15 protein-coding genes are annotated in these 15165 nt (G+C 66.7%); 5 read left to right on the top strand and 10 right to left on the bottom strand.

The features are described from left to right. Positions 1 to 216: 216 nt before the first annotated feature. Positions 217 to 1416, bottom strand: coding sequence for a tyrosine--tRNA ligase (gene tyrS, locus E6O51_RS20685; protein WP_136386926.1), 1200 nt, complete (start codon positions 1414 to 1416; stop codon positions 217 to 219). A gap of 198 nt (positions 1417 to 1614) precedes the next feature. On the opposite strand from tyrS, the gene E6O51_RS20680 reads away from it, so the two are divergent. Beyond that, positions 1615 to 2820 (top strand): M23 family metallopeptidase, encoded by a 1206-nt coding sequence (locus E6O51_RS20680; protein ID WP_408003426.1) that lies wholly within the window; start codon positions 1615 to 1617, stop codon positions 2818 to 2820. A gap of 72 nt (positions 2821 to 2892) precedes the next feature. Here the strand turns inward: E6O51_RS20680 and erpA are convergent, their stop codons facing one another. The 4 genes from erpA to rplM all read right to left on the bottom strand — a co-directional run bounded on the left by erpA (position 2893) and on the right by rplM (position 5317). Further along, on the bottom strand, positions 2893 to 3243 hold the full coding sequence (gene erpA, locus E6O51_RS20675) for an iron-sulfur cluster insertion protein ErpA (protein ID WP_136386924.1): 351 nt from the start codon (positions 3241 to 3243) through the stop codon (positions 2893 to 2895). A gap of 88 nt (positions 3244 to 3331) precedes the next feature. Beyond that, entirely contained in the window at positions 3332 to 4360 is a 1029-nt protein-coding gene (argC, locus tag E6O51_RS20670) for an N-acetyl-gamma-glutamyl-phosphate reductase (RefSeq protein ID WP_136386923.1), read from the bottom strand. A 122-nt stretch (positions 4361 to 4482) separates the two neighbouring features. After that, positions 4483 to 4875, bottom strand: a complete 393-nt coding sequence (rpsI, locus tag E6O51_RS20665; protein ID WP_136386922.1) for a 30S ribosomal protein S9 — start codon at positions 4873 to 4875, stop codon at positions 4483 to 4485. A gap of 13 nt (positions 4876 to 4888) precedes the next feature. Continuing rightward, entirely contained in the window at positions 4889 to 5317 is a 429-nt protein-coding gene (gene rplM / locus E6O51_RS20660) for a 50S ribosomal protein L13 (protein ID WP_136386921.1), read from the bottom strand. A 544-nt stretch (positions 5318 to 5861) separates the two neighbouring features. Between rplM and E6O51_RS20655 the strand changes: the two genes are divergently transcribed. Then, on the top strand, positions 5862 to 6284 hold the full coding sequence (locus tag E6O51_RS20655; RefSeq protein WP_136386920.1) for an OsmC family protein: 423 nt from the start codon (positions 5862 to 5864) through the stop codon (positions 6282 to 6284). 16 nt (positions 6285 to 6300) lie between these two features. Here E6O51_RS20655 and coq7 read toward each other — a convergent pair whose 3' ends face one another. The 3 genes from coq7 to E6O51_RS20640 all read right to left on the bottom strand — a co-directional run bounded on the left by coq7 (position 6301) and on the right by E6O51_RS20640 (position 8052). Continuing rightward, a complete protein-coding gene (gene coq7, locus E6O51_RS20650) occupies positions 6301 to 6921 on the bottom strand; it encodes a 2-polyprenyl-3-methyl-6-methoxy-1,4-benzoquinone monooxygenase (protein WP_136386919.1) in 621 nt (206 codons plus the stop codon). 8 nt (positions 6922 to 6929) lie between these two features. Continuing rightward, positions 6930 to 7382: a CNP1-like family protein gene (locus E6O51_RS20645; protein WP_230976869.1), complete on the bottom strand. Its 453-nt coding sequence runs from the start codon at positions 7380 to 7382 to the stop codon at positions 6930 to 6932. 145 nt (positions 7383 to 7527) lie between these two features. Further along, on the bottom strand, positions 7528 to 8052 hold the full coding sequence (locus tag E6O51_RS20640) for an RNA pyrophosphohydrolase (RefSeq protein WP_136386917.1): 525 nt from the start codon (positions 8050 to 8052) through the stop codon (positions 7528 to 7530). 164 nt (positions 8053 to 8216) lie between these two features. Here E6O51_RS20640 and E6O51_RS20635 point away from each other — a divergent pair, with 164 nt between their 5' ends. Further along, positions 8217 to 9974 carry a proline--tRNA ligase gene (locus E6O51_RS20635; protein WP_136386916.1) on the top strand — a complete coding sequence of 586 codons (1758 nt, stop codon included), beginning with the start codon at positions 8217 to 8219 and terminating at the stop codon, positions 9972 to 9974. A gap of 7 nt (positions 9975 to 9981) precedes the next feature. After that, positions 9982 to 10623, top strand: a complete 642-nt coding sequence (locus E6O51_RS20630) for a lytic transglycosylase domain-containing protein (protein WP_136386915.1) — start codon at positions 9982 to 9984, stop codon at positions 10621 to 10623. A gap of 12 nt (positions 10624 to 10635) precedes the next feature. Here the strand turns inward: E6O51_RS20630 and E6O51_RS20625 are convergent, their stop codons facing one another. Then, positions 10636 to 11100, bottom strand: coding sequence for an Lrp/AsnC family transcriptional regulator (locus E6O51_RS20625; RefSeq protein ID WP_136386914.1), 465 nt, complete (start codon positions 11098 to 11100; stop codon positions 10636 to 10638). Between the two features lie 158 nt (positions 11101 to 11258). Here E6O51_RS20625 and E6O51_RS20620 point away from each other — a divergent pair, with 158 nt between their 5' ends. Then, on the top strand, positions 11259 to 14852 hold the full coding sequence (locus E6O51_RS20620) for an indolepyruvate ferredoxin oxidoreductase family protein (protein WP_136386913.1): 3594 nt from the start codon (positions 11259 to 11261) through the stop codon (positions 14850 to 14852). 1 nt (position 14853) lies between these two features. Here E6O51_RS20620 and E6O51_RS20615 read toward each other — a convergent pair whose 3' ends face one another. Beyond that, positions 14854 to 15147, bottom strand: coding sequence for a DUF2218 domain-containing protein (locus tag E6O51_RS20615; RefSeq protein ID WP_136386912.1), 294 nt, complete (start codon positions 15145 to 15147; stop codon positions 14854 to 14856). Between the last annotated feature and the right edge of the window lie 18 nt (positions 15148 to 15165).

Genomic DNA, 15165 nt, shown 5'->3' with positions numbered 1-15165 from the left:
CGCACCACAGCGCCAAAGAGGCGCGAATTATAAAGACCTCGAATGGACTGTCAATGCCCCGATGGAAGAAATTTTCCGCCCTCGAAGGAAAACCCCCATGGCGCGCCCCGAAAAGCTCGCAGGATCAGGGACAAAGGGCGGTACATGCTCGCATGCACCGCCCTTTGATCATTTCTGCCACCGTCGCACGCCGAAGTACGGCGGCTGGCGCAACGCTCAGCCCAGCACGACCGAAGCGAACTTGCGCTTGCCCACCTGCAGGACGACGGTCTCTCCGGCAGTCAGGATCAGGCCCTTGTCCGCCACGCGCTCGCCATTGAGGCGCACCCCGCCCTGCTCGATCATGCGGATCGCCTCCGATGTCGTGCTCGTCAAGCCGGCCTGCTTGAGTACCTGAAAGACCGGTAATCCGTCGGCACCGACCTGCACGCCCACTTCGGGCAGGTCGTCGGGAATCACGCAGCGCTGGAAGCGCGCTTCGAAATCGCGCAGCGCGTCCTCGGCCGCAGCGCGGTCATGGAAGCGGGCGACCAACTCCTGGGCCAGCATGACCTTGGCGTCACGCGGATTGCGGCCGGCCTCGATCTCCCAGCGCAACGCGGCGATCTCGCTCTCCGGCCGGAAGGACAGCAGTTCGTAGTAGCGCCACATCAACTGGTCGGAAACCGACATGACCTTGCCGAAGATCTCGCGCGCCGGCTCGGCGATGCCGATGTAGTTGCCGAGCGACTTGGACATCTTGTTGACGCCGTCCAGCCCTTCCAGCAAGGGCATCATGACCACGCACTGGGGCGACTGGCCTTCGTGCTTCTGCAGCTCGCGCCCCATCAGCAGGTTGAACTTCTGGTCCGTGCCGCCCAGTTCCACGTCCGCCCGCATCGCCACCGAGTCGTAGCCCTGGCACAGGGGGTAGAGGAATTCATGGACAGCGATCGGCTGCTCGTTCGTATAGCGCTTGGCGAAGTCGTCCCGTTCGAGCATGCGCGCGACGGTGCTGCGCGACGCGAGACGGATCATGCCGGCCGCGCCGAGCTCGTTCATCCACGCGGAGTTGAAGCAAATTTCGGTGCGCTCAGGATCGAGTATCTTGAACACCTGCTCCTGGTAGGTCTTCGCGTTCTCCATAATCTGCTCGCGCGACAGGGGCGGACGGGTAGTGTTCTTGCCCGATGGGTCGCCGATCATCCCGGTGAAATCGCCGATCAGGAACAGGACCTGATGGCCGAGTTCCTGGAAGTGCCGCAGCTTGTTGATCAGTACCGTGTGGCCCAAGTGCAGGTCCGGCGCGGTGGGATCGAAGCCGGCCTTGACGCGCAGGGGACGCCCCGACTTGAGCTTGTCGGCCAGTTCGGCCTCGATCAGAATCTCGTCGGCGCCCCGTTTGATCAACGTCAACGCGGAAGCTACATCGCTCATTTACAAAATATCTCCCTACCCGGAACACGGGATAACTGCGGTTTTTGATAGACTCACGAAAATTTTCGTCCGAAGAGTCCCATGCAGCCCCGAAAGAAAAGGATTCTAGCCGATCTCCTGGCGCATCTGCCGTCTGCACGACGCGCCGGGACACTTGCCGCGCTGTCGGGGATCTCTTTTTTTGGCGTGGTCGCCGCCATGGCGACCGCCCCGGACGCACCGCCGCCGTTCGTGCCGCAGACCATCGTCGAACGCCTGACGGTGGCTGCAACCACTCCCGAGGCATCCGACGACCTGCCCTTTGTGCACGACGAACGCGTACAGTCCGGTGATACCATCGAATCCATCTTCCGCCGCCTCAACGTGCGGGATACGGAAGCGTTGAGCTTCCTCCTCCATGACGCCGAAGGGCGAACCGCGTTGCGCCAGTTGCGTTCCGGCCGCTCGCTGACCGCGCTGGTGCACGGTGACGGCCGCCTGCAGGCGCTGAGCCTGCCCGTCTCGCGCGCCGGTGGCCGCTTCAGCATCGAGCGCACCGCAGACGGCTTCCAGGTCAGGAGCGACGAGGCGCAGGCACTGTCGACCGTGGTCGAGATGCGCAGCGGCACCATCCAGCATTCGCTCTTCGGCGCCACCGACGCCGTGGGGCTGCCGGACCCGGTCGCCACCAAGCTGGCAGAAATCTTCGGCACCGAGATCAACTTCCACAGCGATCTGCGGCGCGGCGACTCGTTCAGCGTGATCTACGAAACCCTGTACGACCAGGGCGCCCCGGTGCGCAGCGGCAAAATCCTTGCGGCGGAGTTCGTGAACCAGGGCCGGCGCCATACGGTGGTGCTGTTCCGCGGCGGTGACGGCCGGGAGCAGTACTACACGGCCGACGGCCGCAGCCTGCGCCAGGCCTTCCTGCGTTCGCCGCTGGAATTCTCCCGCATCACCTCCGGCTTCGGCCGCCGCCTGCACCCCATCCACCGCAACTGGCGCACACATGCCGGCGTGGATTTCGCAGCGCCGATCGGCACGCCCATCAAGGCGACCTCCGACGGCACGGTCTCCTTCGTCGGCGTCCAGAACGGCTACGGCAACATCGTCATCGTCCTGCACCGCGACCGTTACGCCACCGCCTATGCGCACCTGAACGGATTCATGCGCGGCCTGCGCAAGGGCCAGCGGGTCAACCAGGGCGATGTGATCGGTTACGTGGGCAAGACCGGCTGGGCCACGGGCCCTCACCTGCATTACGAGATCCGCGTGAACAACGTCGCGCACGATCCGCTGCGCATTGCCCTGCCGGCCGCACAGCCGCTGAGCAGGCAGGAACTCGCCCAGTTCCGCGAGCAGACTGCTCCGCTCGTCGAACGCATTGCGCTCCTCAACCGGACAACGGTTGCCGCGCTGCGCTGATTCTCGCCCGGGCATCAAGCAAGAAGGGGCGCCCGCCGGGCACCCCTTCGTCTTTCAGCGTTTGGGAACGACTCAGACCGAGAAAGACGACCCGCAGCCGCAGGTACTGGTGGCGTTCGGGTTGCGGATGACGAACTGCGAGCCTTCCAGGCCTTCCGTGTAATCGATCTCCGCACCCACCAGGTACTGGTAGCTCATGGGATCGATCAACAGGGTGACGCCGTTCTTTTCCAGCGAGGTGTCGTCGTCGGCGACTTCCTCGTCGAAGGTGAACCCATACTGGAAGCCGGAGCAGCCGCCGCCGGTCACGAAGACCCGCAGCTTCAGCGCCGGATTGCCTTCTTCCTCGATCAGTTCCTTCACCTTGCTGGCCGCGCTGTCGGTAAAGACGAGCACTTCCGGGCTTTCAACGACTGCGTTCATGTTCTCTCCTCTGTGGGGATGCGGACGAATGATGCGGCATTCGCCCGTCACTGGTCAAAATTGATCGTAACGGCCTGCAAAGGTTCCCTTACGGGCTCACCGGCACGATGTCGAGGCCCAACGTCTCCTCGCAGCCGAACATGATGTTCATGTTCTGCACCGCCTGGCCGGCCGCCCCCTTGACCAGGTTGTCGATGACCGACAACACGACCACGACGTCGCCGCCCTGCGGCCGGTGCACGGCAATGCGGCACAGGTTGGACGCGCGCACGGAGCGCGTTTCCGGATGGCTGCCGGCCGGCAGCACATCGACGAAGGGCTCGCCGGCGTAGCGCTTCTCGAACAGGGCCTGCAGATCGACGTCGCCGTTCAGCCGCCCGTAGAGCGTGGCGTGGATACCGCGGATCATCGGCGTAAGGTGGGGCACGAAGGTCAGGCCGACCGGCGTGCCGGCCGCCCTAGTCAGCCCCTGGCGGATTTCCGGCAGATGGCGGTGCCCCGGCACACCGTAAGCCTTGAAGCTGTCCGCCGCCTCGGCGAACAGGGCATGCACCTCGGCCTTGCGGCCGGCGCCGGACACCCCCGACTTGGCATCGGCGACCAGGTGGGAGATGTCCACCACGCCGGCCTCGATCAGCGGCAGGAAGCCGAGCTGCACGGCGGTCGGATAACAGCCCGGATTAGCCAGCACGCGCGCCGAGCGGATCTTTTCCCGATTGACCTCGGGCAGACCATAGACCGCCTCGGCCACCAACTCCGGTGCAGCGTGTTCCATGCCGTACCATTTCTGCCATTCAGCCACGTCGCGGATGCGGAAGTCGGCTGCCAGGTCGATGACCCGCACCCCGGTGGCCACCAGTTCGGCCGCCTGCTTCATGGCGATGCCGTTGGGCGTGGCGAAGAACACCACGTCGCACTCGTCCAGCGCCGCGTCCTGCGGTGCCACGAAGCGAAGATCGACCCGCTTGCGCAGGCTCGGGAACATGTCGGCCACCGGCAGGCCGGCCTCGCCGCGCGAGGTGATCGCCGTCAGGCTGACCTGCGGATGCAGCGCCAGCAGGCGCAGCAACTCGACGCCGGTATATCCGGTCCCACCTACCACACCAACCTTGATCATTTCCACTCCTTGCCGGAAATCCGGATGCGCGCCTGATTATCGCACCGCGCGCCGAAGCTGTTGCGCCACAAAGCACAAAGCCGCCTCGCGGGCGGCTTTGCGGCAAGCGGACCCCGCAGGGATCAACGCTTGGAGAACTGCTTGCGGCGGCGCGCCTTGTGGAAGCCGACCTTCTTGCGCTCGACCTCGCGGGCGTCGCGGGTCACGAAGCCGGCCTTGCGCAGTTCGCCCTTCAGTTCGGCGTCGTAGTCGATCAGCGCACGGGTGATGCCATGGCGCACCGCACCGGCCTGGCCGGATTCGCCGCCGCCGATCACGTTGACCAGGATGTCGAAGCGCGATTCGTTGCCGGTCAGCACCAGCGGCTGGCGCACGATCATGCGGCCGGTTTCGCGGGAGAAGAACTCGTCCACCGGCTTGCCGTTGACGACGATGTTGCCGGAGCCCGGCTTGATGAACACACGCGCCACAGCGGTCTTGCGGCGGCCGGTGCCGTAGTTGTAAGTCACAGCCATTTATCGGCTCCTGTCAGATCTCGAGAACTTTGGGCTGCTGGGCGGTATGCGGATGCTCGGCACCGGCATAGCACTTCAGCTTCTTCAGCATGGCGTAACCCAGCGGACCCTTCGGCAGCATGCCCTTCACGGCCTTTTCCAGCACACGCTCCGGGAAGCGCTGCTGCAGCTTGGTGAAGTTGGTCTCGTAGATCCCGCCCGGATAACCGGAGTGACGGTAATACTTCTTGTCCAGCGCCTTGTTGCCGGTCACACGCAGCTTGTCGACGTTGACCACGACGATGTAGTCGCCGGTATCGACGTGCGGAGTGTAGATGGGTTTGTGCTTGCCACGCAGGCGACGCGCCACTTCGGCGGCAAGTCGGCCAAGCACCTTGTCCGTCCCGTCAACAACGAACCAGTCGCGCTGAACTTCGTGCGGCTTGGCAGAAAACGTTTTCATTCGAAACCTCGATCTTTGTCAGGCCTGGCGAACCGGCCACCAAACGGAAAGCTCGCAATGTTAATGCGGGTCCGATCGCCATGTCAATCGCGTGCACGGGCAAAAACAAGCAAAAAAAACGCAGTCCGCTCGGGACTGCGTTAAATCCACACCAAAGGAGGAGGGTGGAGGAGACACCGTTTGGATCGCGGAGACGTTTGCGATCCGACTGGGACGAATTACACCAAACGCGGATTCGCCACGCAAGCATTTTTTGTGCATTGCACTATAAATGTTTTGATTCACCCATAAGCAATACTTATTTCCGCACAACCCCTTGTTCTGCTTGGATTTCAGTCATGAGATAGGGCAGCGGATCACCCACCGAACTGCGTACGTCATACGCGGTAACTATACCCTGTTGCGGCGCGAAGCCACCCTCCCGCCCACCCGGCGCTCGCCCCCGCAAGGCCTTGTACCTGCGCGAAGGCGCTCCGGTAGAATGCGGCACGAGCGGCGATGCGCGCACGCGGGCCGCTGATACGAGCGATATACGGAGATTCCTATGGAGTGCAGCGTCAAGTGGGCCGGCGTCGATGGCATGACTTTCCTGGCCGAGACGGGCAGCGGGCATGTAGTGGCCATGGACGGCGCCCCGGACGGCGGCGGACGCAACCTCGCGCCGCGACCGATGGAGATGATCCTGGTGGGCGCCGGCGGCTGCACGGCCTACGACGTGGTGCTGATCCTCAAACGCGGCCGGCAGGACGTGCGCGGCTGCGAAGTGCACCTCGACGCCGAGCGCGCAGAGACCGACCCCAAGGTGTTCACCCGCATCAGCTTCACCTACAAGGTCAGCGGCCGCGGGCTGAAGCCGGAGGCGGTGGAGCGCGCGGTGCATCTGTCGGCCGAGAAGTACTGCTCGGCCTCCATCATGCTCGGCAAGACCGCTGAGATCACCCATGAGTGGGAAATCGTCGAGGTCTGACCGGCAGCGGCTCGCCTCAGACCCAGTAGGCCGTGCGGGTCATGACCCGCGACGCCAACTTCATCGCCGTCTTCACCGAGGCGGGCAGTTCGTGCGCACCCAGGGCGACCGCCGTGTCGGCATGCCCGACCTCGTCCGTTTTCATCTGCTCGACGATGGCGCGCGAACGCCCGTCTTCGGCCGGCAGGATGTCGAGATGGCCCTCGAGGTGCGCCTCGACCTGGCGCTCGGTCTCGGCCAGGAAGCCGAGGTTCCAGCGGTCGCCGAACCTGCCCGCCAGCAGTCCGATGGCCAGCGCGCCGCCGTACCACAGGGGGTTCAGCAGGCTCTTGTGCCCGCCCAGTTCAGCGATGCGCTGCTCGGTCCATGCCAGATGCTCGGTTTCCTCGTTCGAGGCCTGCTGCAGCGCCTGGCGGATGCCGTCGTCCCCCGACATCATCGCCTGCCCCTGGTAGAGCGCCTGGGCGCAGATCTCGCCGCAGTGGTTGATGCGCATCAGCGCCGCGGCATGGCGTTTTTCATCGTCCGACAGGGCGGCCTCGGGCAGCTCGCCCCCGGGAACCGGACGCACGGTGCGCGCGGGTGCGAAAACAGTGCGCAGCGCCCGGTCGAACTGGATGATGGCCTGGTCGATCATGGGAACGCTCAGCGATAGGGATTGACGATGGTCATGTCCGTGCCGCGCAGGCGGCGCAGTACCTCGGCCGTGTTGCGCGCGGCCGCCGGGCCATCGCAGAAGCAGTCCTGGGCAAGAGCGGCCTGCGGCCGGTTGTAGGTGTTGAAGGAGATGGGTTCCCAGCGGCTGTCGCGCGCCTTGGCCCAACTGCCGTCGGAATGGCCCGAGGCGTAGAGGCGCCGCTCGCCGGTGGCGCAGCGGATGCCTTCGAAGGTGACGTTGCGGGCACCGCCCCGCGTGCGCACCACCAGCACGTAGCGCACCACCCCATCCCCGCCCACGGTGAGCGTCTGCTCATCGACGAAGAACTGGTTGGGCGAGGCGCTGGAGACGAAGAACTGCCGCAGGGACGACTCCTGGGGCGCCTCCGGCAGGGCATACTCGCCCTCCTCCCATTTCGCGCGCTCCTCATCGCCGAACAACTGGGCGAACGACAGGCTTGAGAAACAGACGAGAGCCAGAAGGCTCCCGCGGACGATCGGCCGACGCACTTTCAAACGCACAAATCTCCCCACGACATGGAACGGTTATCTTCGTGCAACAGGCCAGCGGCGAAGAAACCCCGCCTCAGGACGAAGTGCCGGACGGCTGGTACTCCTGCGGCAGTTCGCGCGGACGGGAGCGGAACAGCACCCGCGACAGCTCGGTGAGCGCCTGCTGGTAGACGCCGCGCTTGAACTCGATCACCGCGTCGAGCGGCACCCAGTAGTCGCTCCAGCGCCAGGCATCGAATTCCGGATGGTTGCTCGCGCGCAGACTCACGTCGGTGTCGCGGCCCACCAGGCGGAGCAGGAACCAGATCTGCTTCTGCCCGCGGTAGGTGTTGCGCCACTCGCGCTTGATCCAGTGCTTGGGCACGTCGTAACGCAACCAACCCCGCGTGCGGCCGAGTATCTTCACGTGCTCGGGACGCAGTCCGACCTCTTCGTGCAGTTCGCGATACATGGCCTGCTCGGGTGTTTCACCGTGCTTGATGCCACCTTGCGGGAACTGCCAGGAATGTTCGCGGATGCGTTTGCCCCAGAAGACCTCGTTGCGCGCGTTGACCAGAATGATGCCGACGTTCGGGCGATAGCCTTCACGGTCGAGCATGATCAAACCTTCAAAAACTTCATGGACTGGGCCGGATTCTTCCACACTTGCCGTTCCTTGGAAAGCGAGGCCGGCCGCTACGTTCCCGCCTGCGCGGCGCATCGCGGCTACGCCTTGCGTTAGAATCGCCGGCTTCGTGACCCATTCCGCCCGTGGATTCCAGCATGCGTGCCTCCCAGCTCTTCGTCTCCACCCTCAAGGAAGCCCCGTCCGACGCCGAGATCGTCAGCCACAAGCTGATGATGCGCGCCGGCCTGATCCGCAAGGTCGCCGCGGGCATCTACACCTACATGCCCATGGGCCTGCGGGTGATCCGCAAGGTGGAGAACATCGTGCGCGAGGAAATGGACCGGGCCGGCGCGCTGGAGCTCCTCATGCCCATGGTGCAGCCCGCCGAGCTGTGGCAGGAGACCGGGCGCTGGGACAAGATGGGCGACGAACTGCTGCGCTTCAAGGACCGCCATGCGCGCGACTTCGCCCTGCAGCCGACCTCCGAGGAAGTCATCACCGACACCGCGCGCCAGGAGCTGAAGAGCTACCGCCAGTTGCCGAAGAACTTCTACCAGATCCAGACCAAGTTCCGCGACGAGCGCCGGCCGCGCTTCGGCGTGATGCGCGGGCGCGAGTTCACGATGAAGGACGCCTACTCCTTCGACCGCGACGTGGACGGCGCGGGCAGGAGCTACGACGCCATGTACGCCGCCTACGGCCGCATCTTCGACCGCCTGGGCCTGACCTATCGGGCGGTGGCGGCGGACACCGGCGCCATCGGCGGCGACCGCTCCCACGAGTTCCAGGTCATCGCCGACACCGGCGAGGACGCCATCGTCTATTGCCCCCAGTCCGACTACGCCGCCAACATCGAGCTGGCCGAGGCGGTCGCCCTGCTGCCTTCCCGCACCGCCCCGGCCGCGCAACTGGTCAAAACCCCCACCCCCGGCAAGTCCACTTGCAGGGACGTCGCCGCCCTGCTCGGCGTGCCACTGGAAACCACGGTGAAATCCCTGGTGCTGGCCACCGACGACGTGGACGACCAGGGCAATCCCGCCGGCGTCACCGTGTGGCTGCTGCTGGTGCGCGGCGACCATGAACTGAACGAGGTCAAGGCGGGCAAGCTCGACGGCCTCAAGAACGGCTTCCGCTTCGCCACGGAAGCGGAGATCGCCGAGCACTTCGACTGCAGGCCCGGCTACCTGGGCCCCATTGGCCTGAAGAAACCGGTGAAGGTGGTGGCCGACCGTACCGTCGCCAACATGGCCGACTTCATCTGCGGCGCCAACGCCGAGGACTTCCACTACACCGGCGCCAACTGGGGCCGCGACCTGCCCGAGCCGGACCTGGTGGCCGACATCCGCAACGTGGTGGAAGGCGACCCCAGCCCGGACGGCCAGGGCATGCTTGCCATCCAGCGCGGCATCGAAGTGGGCCACGTGTTCTACCTGGGCACCCGGTACTCCAAGGCCATGAACGCGACCTTCCTCGACGAGGACGGCCGCCCCAAGCCCTTCGAGATGGGCTGCTACGGCATCGGCATCACCCGCATCCCGGGTGCCGCCATCGAGCAGAACCACGACGAGCGCGGCATCATCTGGCCGGACGCCATCGCCCCCTTCCAGGTGGTGATCTGCCCGGTGGGCTGGGGGCGTTCGGAGGCCGTGCGCGACACCGCCACCGCCCTCTATCAGGCGCTGCTCGCCGCCGGCGTGGATGCCATCCTGGACGACCGGGACGAGCGCCCCGGCGTGATGTTCGCCGACTGGGAACTGATCGGCGTGCCCCACCGTGTGACCATAGGCGAACGCGGCCTCAAGGAAGGCCAGGCCGAATACCAGGGCCGCCGTGACGCGGAAGCCACGAAAGTGACCGTCGACGGCCTCGCCGAATTCGTTCTGGCTAGACTCGGAACGCGCCGAACGTTATAAAGCCGGCATGCATCCCGCCCGCCGCGCCCTCCTTTCCCTGACCGCTGCCGCAGCCCTGCTCGGCAGCGCCGGGGCATGGGCCGGCCAGCAGATGTATGAACCCATGGCCGCCAGCGTGCGCGCCGCACTTCATGCGGCGGTGTCCGACGCCGGCGCGCCGCGCCTGATGATCGCCGATGAAGTGGCGCGCGAGCGCTGGCTGGAAACCATGTCGCGCCGGCTGGAAAAGCGCATCCCGGACCGCAACTACCGCACCGAACTGCTCACCTCGGTCCATTACGAAGCCACCCGTGCCGGACTCGACCCGCAACTCGTGCTCGGGCTGATCCAGGTGGAAAGCAACTTCCGCAAGTACGCGGTTTCGTCCGCCGGCGCACGGGGCTACATGCAGGTGATGCCGTTCTGGCTGGACGTCATCGGCCGCCCGGACGACAACCTCTTCCACCTGCGCACCAACCTGCGCTACGGCTGCACCATCCTGCGCCATTACCTGGACATCGAGAAGGGCAACCTCTTCCGTGCCCTGGGCCGCTACAACGGCAGCCTGGGCAAGGCGCAGTATCCCAACCTGGTCCGCACCGCCTGGGAACGCGACTGGTCCTGGGCTCCGCCCAAGCTCGCCGCCAACACCCCGCTGGCCGCCAACTGAAAGACTCCGCCCTCAAGCCTGGTCGATGGGCAGCAGGGTGTCGTACTTCACCTCCCGCAGCACCACCGCGGTGCGCACGTTGGCCACGCCGGGGATGCCGAAGATGTGGCGGTGCAGGAAGGCATCGTAGGCCTTCATGTCCGGCACCACGATCTTCAGGATGTAGTCCGAGTCCCCCGTGGTGCTGTAGCACTCGATCACCTCCGGGTGCTCCAGTACCGCGCGCTCGAATTCCTCCACCGTATTGCCGGCGTGGCGCAGCAACGTCACGTGGGCCAGCAGGCATTCCTTGAGCCCCAGCGCCTCCCGGTCGAGCAATACCGTGTGGCGGCGGATGAGGCCACTCTTCTCGATCTCCTTCAGCCGCCGCCAGCACGGCGTGGCCGACAGGCCGATGCGGGCGGCCAGTTCCTGCACCGACAGGCGCGCATCGCGCTGCAGTTCGTGGAGGATGCGACGCACCATACGATCGAGCATGTTCGTACTCCATGAATCCGTTTCAGTGGATCGATCATACTCATCAGCGGCGATTTCCGCGCAAGAAAAGAACCCTCTCTTCCCGAGCGGCCACTAAGCTTTAATCACGACAACGAAGGCGGCGACACGAACGCCCCCGACCCCGTGGAGAGACACCCATGCAAGCCCCCGTTCCGCGTGAAGCGGACACCGGCGTTCGCGCCGCGTCCCCCTCCCTTCCCTTTCGCACCGACTACCGTCTCACGGACAACCTCGAAGCCACCCACGGCGCCGTGTTCCTCACCGGCATCCAGGCCCTGGTGCGCCTGCCGCTGATGCAGGCCGCGCTGGACCGCGCCCGGGGACTCCACACCGCCGGCTTCGTCAGCGGCTACCGAGGTTCTCCCCTGGGCGGCTACGACCAGGCCCTGTGGAAGGCGAAGACCCTGCTCGATGCGGCCGGCGTGCAGTTCCTGCCGGCCATCAACGAGGAACTGGCCGGCACCGCGGTGCTCGGCAGCCAGCAGGTGGAATCCGACCCGGAGCGTACCGTGGATGGCGTGTTCGCCCTGTGGTACGGCAAGGGCCCGGGCGTGGACCGGGCCGGGGACGCCCTCAAGCACGGCAACGCCTACGGTTCCTCGCCCACCGGCGGCGTGCTGGTGGTGACCGGCGACGACCACGGCTGCGTGTCCTCCTCCATGCCCCACCAGAGCGATCTGGCCCTGCAGGCCTGGAGCATGCCGGTACTGCATCCAGGCAACGTGGCCGAGTACCTGGAGTTCGGCCTCTACGGCTGGGCCCTGTCCCGCTTCTCGGGCAACTGGGTGGGCTTCAAGGCGATTTCCGAAGTGGTGGAGAGCGGCATGACCGTGGACCTGGACGGCGTGCGCACCCACTTCCCAGCACCGGCCGGATTCGTCCCCCCGCCCGGCGGCCTGCACTACCGCTGGCCGGACCTGCCCAGCCTGACCATCGAGCAACGCCTGGCGGCCAAGCTGGACGCGGTGCGCGCCTTCGCGCGGGTCAACAGCATCGACCGCTGGATCTGCCGCACCCCGCAGGCGGACCTCGCCATCGTCACCGTGGGCAAGGCGCACTACGACTTCCTCGAAGTGCTGCGCCGGCTGGGCCTGACGCTCGCCGACCTGGAAGCGGCCGGCATCCGCATCTACAAGGTCGGCCTGGTGTTCCCCCTGGAGCCCACCCGCGTCGCCGAGCTGGTCGACGGCCTCACCGAGGTGCTGGTGATCGAGGAGAAGGCCCCGGTGGTGGAACGCCAGCTCCGCGACCTGCTCTTCAACCTGCCGCAACGCCCGCGCGTGATCGGCAAGGCGGACGCCGACGGCCGGCCGCTGCTGTCCGCCCTGGGCGAACTGCGCCCATCGCGCATCATGCCCGTCCTCGCCGAATGGCTGGCGCGCCACAAACCGGCGCTGGATCGCCGCAACCGGGTCACGGATTTCACCGCCCCGGAACTCCTCTCCAACGTGGCCGATACGGTGCGCCGCCTGCCCTACTTCTGCTCCGGCTGTCCCCACAACACCTCCACCCGCGTGCCGGAAGGCTCCATCGCCCAGGCCGGCATCGGCTGCCACTTCATGGCCTCGTGGATGGAGCGTTCCACCACCGGGCTGATCCAGATGGGCGGCGAGGGCGTGGACTGGGCCGCCCACGGCCGCTTCACCGCCCGCCCCCACGTGTTCCAGAACCTGGGCGACGGCACCTACTTCCACTCCGGTTCGCTCGCCATCCGCCAGGCCATCGCGGCCCGCGCCAACGTCACCTACAAGATCCTCTACAACGACGCGGTGGCCATGACCGGCGGCCAACCGGTGGACGGCGTCATCGGCGTGGAGCGCATCGCCCGCCAGGTGGAGGCCGAAGGCGTGCGCCGGCTGGCGGTGGTGAGCGACGAGCCGGAGAAGTATCGCGGCCAGGAGAGCCTGTTCCCGCCCGGCACCACCTTCCACCCCCGCGGCGAGTTGGACGCGGTGCAGCGCACGCTGCGGGACGTGGAAGGCGTCACCTGCCTGATCTACGACCAGACCTGTGCCGCCGAGAAGCGCCGCCGGCGCAAGAAGGGCGAATACCCCGACCCGGACCGGCGCATCTTCATCAACGCCGAGGTGTGCGAGGGCTGCGGCGACTGCGGGCAGCAATCCAACTGCCTGTCCGTGCTGCCGCTGGAGACCCCGTTCGGGCGCAAGCGCCAGATCGAGCAGTCGTCCTGCAACAAGGACTATTCCTGCGTGCAGGGCTTCTGCCCGAGCTTCGTCTCGGTGGAAGGCGGCAGGTTGAAGAAGCGCGTCGCCCGCCTGGGGCGCGACAAACTGGACGAGTTGATCGCCCACCTGCCCCAGCCCGCCGCACAGCTCGACGAAGCCCCCTACGACATGCTGATCACCGGCGTGGGCGGCACCGGCGTGGTCACCGTGGGCGCCCTGGTCAGCATGGCCGCCCACCTGGACGGCCTGGCCAGCTCCCAGCTCGACTTCATGGGCTTCGCCCAGAAGGGCGGCGCGGTGCTGGCCTTCATCCGCTGGGCGAAGCGCCCGGAACTGCTCAACCAGGTACGCATCGACTCCCAGCAGGCCGACCTGCTGCTGGCCTGCGACCTGGTCGTGGGCGCCTCGCCCGATACGCTCGGCACCGTGCGCCGCGGCCGCACCCGCATCGTCGCGAGCAGCCACCGCACCCCCACCGACAGATTCGTGCGCGACCCGGACGCCAGCCTGCACGCCGATGCATTGTTCGACAAGCTGCTCTTCGCGGCCGGCGCGGACGACAACCCCGCGGCACTGGACACCGTGGACGCCTACGACCTCGCCCTGCGCCTGCAGGGGGATTCCATCGGCGCCAACCTGCTGCTGCTCGGCTACGCCTGGCAACGGGGACTCGTGCCGGTGTCGCTCCCCGCGCTGGAGCGCGCCATCGCCCTCAACGGTGTGGCCGTGGACTCCAACCGCATGGCCCTCCACCTGGGCCGGCTGGCCGCGGAGGAGCCGGACACCGTATTGGCGCTGGCCGAGGAACCCGCCCCGCGCACCCGGACGCTGGACGACGTGATCGCCCAGCGCAGCGAACACCTCGCCGCCTACCAGAACGCTGCCTACGCCGCGCGCTACCGCACCCTGGTGGAACGCGTGCGCGACGCCGAAACGCGGCTCGCGGCCGACCCGGCCCTGCCGCTGACCCGCGCCGTGGCGCAGGGCTACGCCAAACTGCTGGCCTACAAGGACGAATACGAGGTGGCGCGCCTCTTCACCAACGGACGCTTCCGGCGCGCCCTGGAAGAGACCTTCGAAGGCGAGCTGCGCCTGTCCTTCCACATGGCCCCGCCGCTGCTGGTGAAGCCGAAGGACGGCGCGCCGCCGGCCAAAGTGCGCTACGGCCCCTGGCTGCTCCGCGCGATGAAATGGCTCGCCCGCGGCAAGGTGCTGCGCGGCACCCGGCTGGACCCCTTCGGCCATACCGCGGAGCGGCGCATGGAGCGCACGCTGGCGGCACGCTACGCCGATCTGGTCGAAGCCCTGCTGCCGCGGCTGGACGCCGGAAATCTCGCCGACGCCGTGGCGCTGGCCGCCCTGCCCGACCGCATCCGCGGCTTCGGCCACGTCAAGCTCGCCGCCCTGGCCGGGGTGCTGGCGCAGGAGGCCGAGCTGTGCCGGCGGCTGGGGCTCGCCCCCCATCTGGCCGACGCCGTGCCCGCCGACACGCTGCCGCGGCCAAGCGGCACGCTGAAGGGCATTCCGGTGGTCACCGCGCGCTGAATCAGTCCGGGTCGGGCGGCTGCCAGTGCACCGTCAGCGGCGCCCTGCGCGAGAACAGCGCCACGTGCTCGTCGATGACGAACCGCACCCGGCCCAGTTGCTCGGCCGTGGCGCTCGAACATTCGAATTCGAGCTCGCCCTCCCGCGCCGTGAGCCGGCAGTCGCCCCAGGGGAAGCGCGCCAGGCCCTGGCGCTCGTCGTATTCCACCTCGATCTTCCTGCGGAAGTGGTGGCACAGCCGGGTCAGATAGCGGCTGGGTTCGGGGGTCGGCATGCTGCCCTTCACACGATGCATCGTTGTCTCCCGGTTATT

Source organism: Pseudothauera rhizosphaerae (assembly GCF_004801305.1).
Taxonomy (GTDB): Bacteria; Pseudomonadota; Gammaproteobacteria; order Burkholderiales; family Rhodocyclaceae; genus Pseudothauera; species Pseudothauera rhizosphaerae.
Note: the sequence above shows the minus strand (reverse complement) of the source record. Positions and strands in the feature narration are given on the sequence as shown.

Coding starts and splice junctions, on each gene's coding strand:
- tyrS (WP_136386926.1), bottom strand. CDS start 1,416: ATGAGCGATGTAGCTTCCGCGTTGACGTTGATCAAACGGGGCGCCGAC.
- E6O51_RS20680 (WP_408003426.1), top strand. CDS start 1,615: ATGGCGACCGCCCCGGACGCACCGCCGCCGTTCGTGCCGCAGACCATC.
- erpA (WP_136386924.1), bottom strand. CDS start 3,243: ATGAACGCAGTCGTTGAAAGCCCGGAAGTGCTCGTCTTTACCGACAGC.
- argC (WP_136386923.1), bottom strand. CDS start 4,360: ATGATCAAGGTTGGTGTGGTAGGTGGGACCGGATATACCGGCGTCGAG.
- rpsI (WP_136386922.1), bottom strand. CDS start 4,875: ATGGCTGTGACTTACAACTACGGCACCGGCCGCCGCAAGACCGCTGTG.
- rplM (WP_136386921.1), bottom strand. CDS start 5,317: ATGAAAACGTTTTCTGCCAAGCCGCACGAAGTTCAGCGCGACTGGTTC.
- E6O51_RS20655 (WP_136386920.1), top strand. CDS start 5,862: ATGGAGTGCAGCGTCAAGTGGGCCGGCGTCGATGGCATGACTTTCCTG.
- coq7 (WP_136386919.1), bottom strand. CDS start 6,921: ATGATCGACCAGGCCATCATCCAGTTCGACCGGGCGCTGCGCACTGTT.
- E6O51_RS20640 (WP_136386917.1), bottom strand. CDS start 8,052: ATGCTCGACCGTGAAGGCTATCGCCCGAACGTCGGCATCATTCTGGTC.
- E6O51_RS20635 (WP_136386916.1), top strand. CDS start 8,217: ATGCGTGCCTCCCAGCTCTTCGTCTCCACCCTCAAGGAAGCCCCGTCC.
- E6O51_RS20630 (WP_136386915.1), top strand. CDS start 9,982: ATGCATCCCGCCCGCCGCGCCCTCCTTTCCCTGACCGCTGCCGCAGCC.
- E6O51_RS20625 (WP_136386914.1), bottom strand. CDS start 11,100: ATGCTCGATCGTATGGTGCGTCGCATCCTCCACGAACTGCAGCGCGAT.
- E6O51_RS20620 (WP_136386913.1), top strand. CDS start 11,259: ATGCAAGCCCCCGTTCCGCGTGAAGCGGACACCGGCGTTCGCGCCGCG.
- E6O51_RS20615 (WP_136386912.1), bottom strand. CDS start 15,147: ATGCATCGTGTGAAGGGCAGCATGCCGACCCCCGAACCCAGCCGCTAT.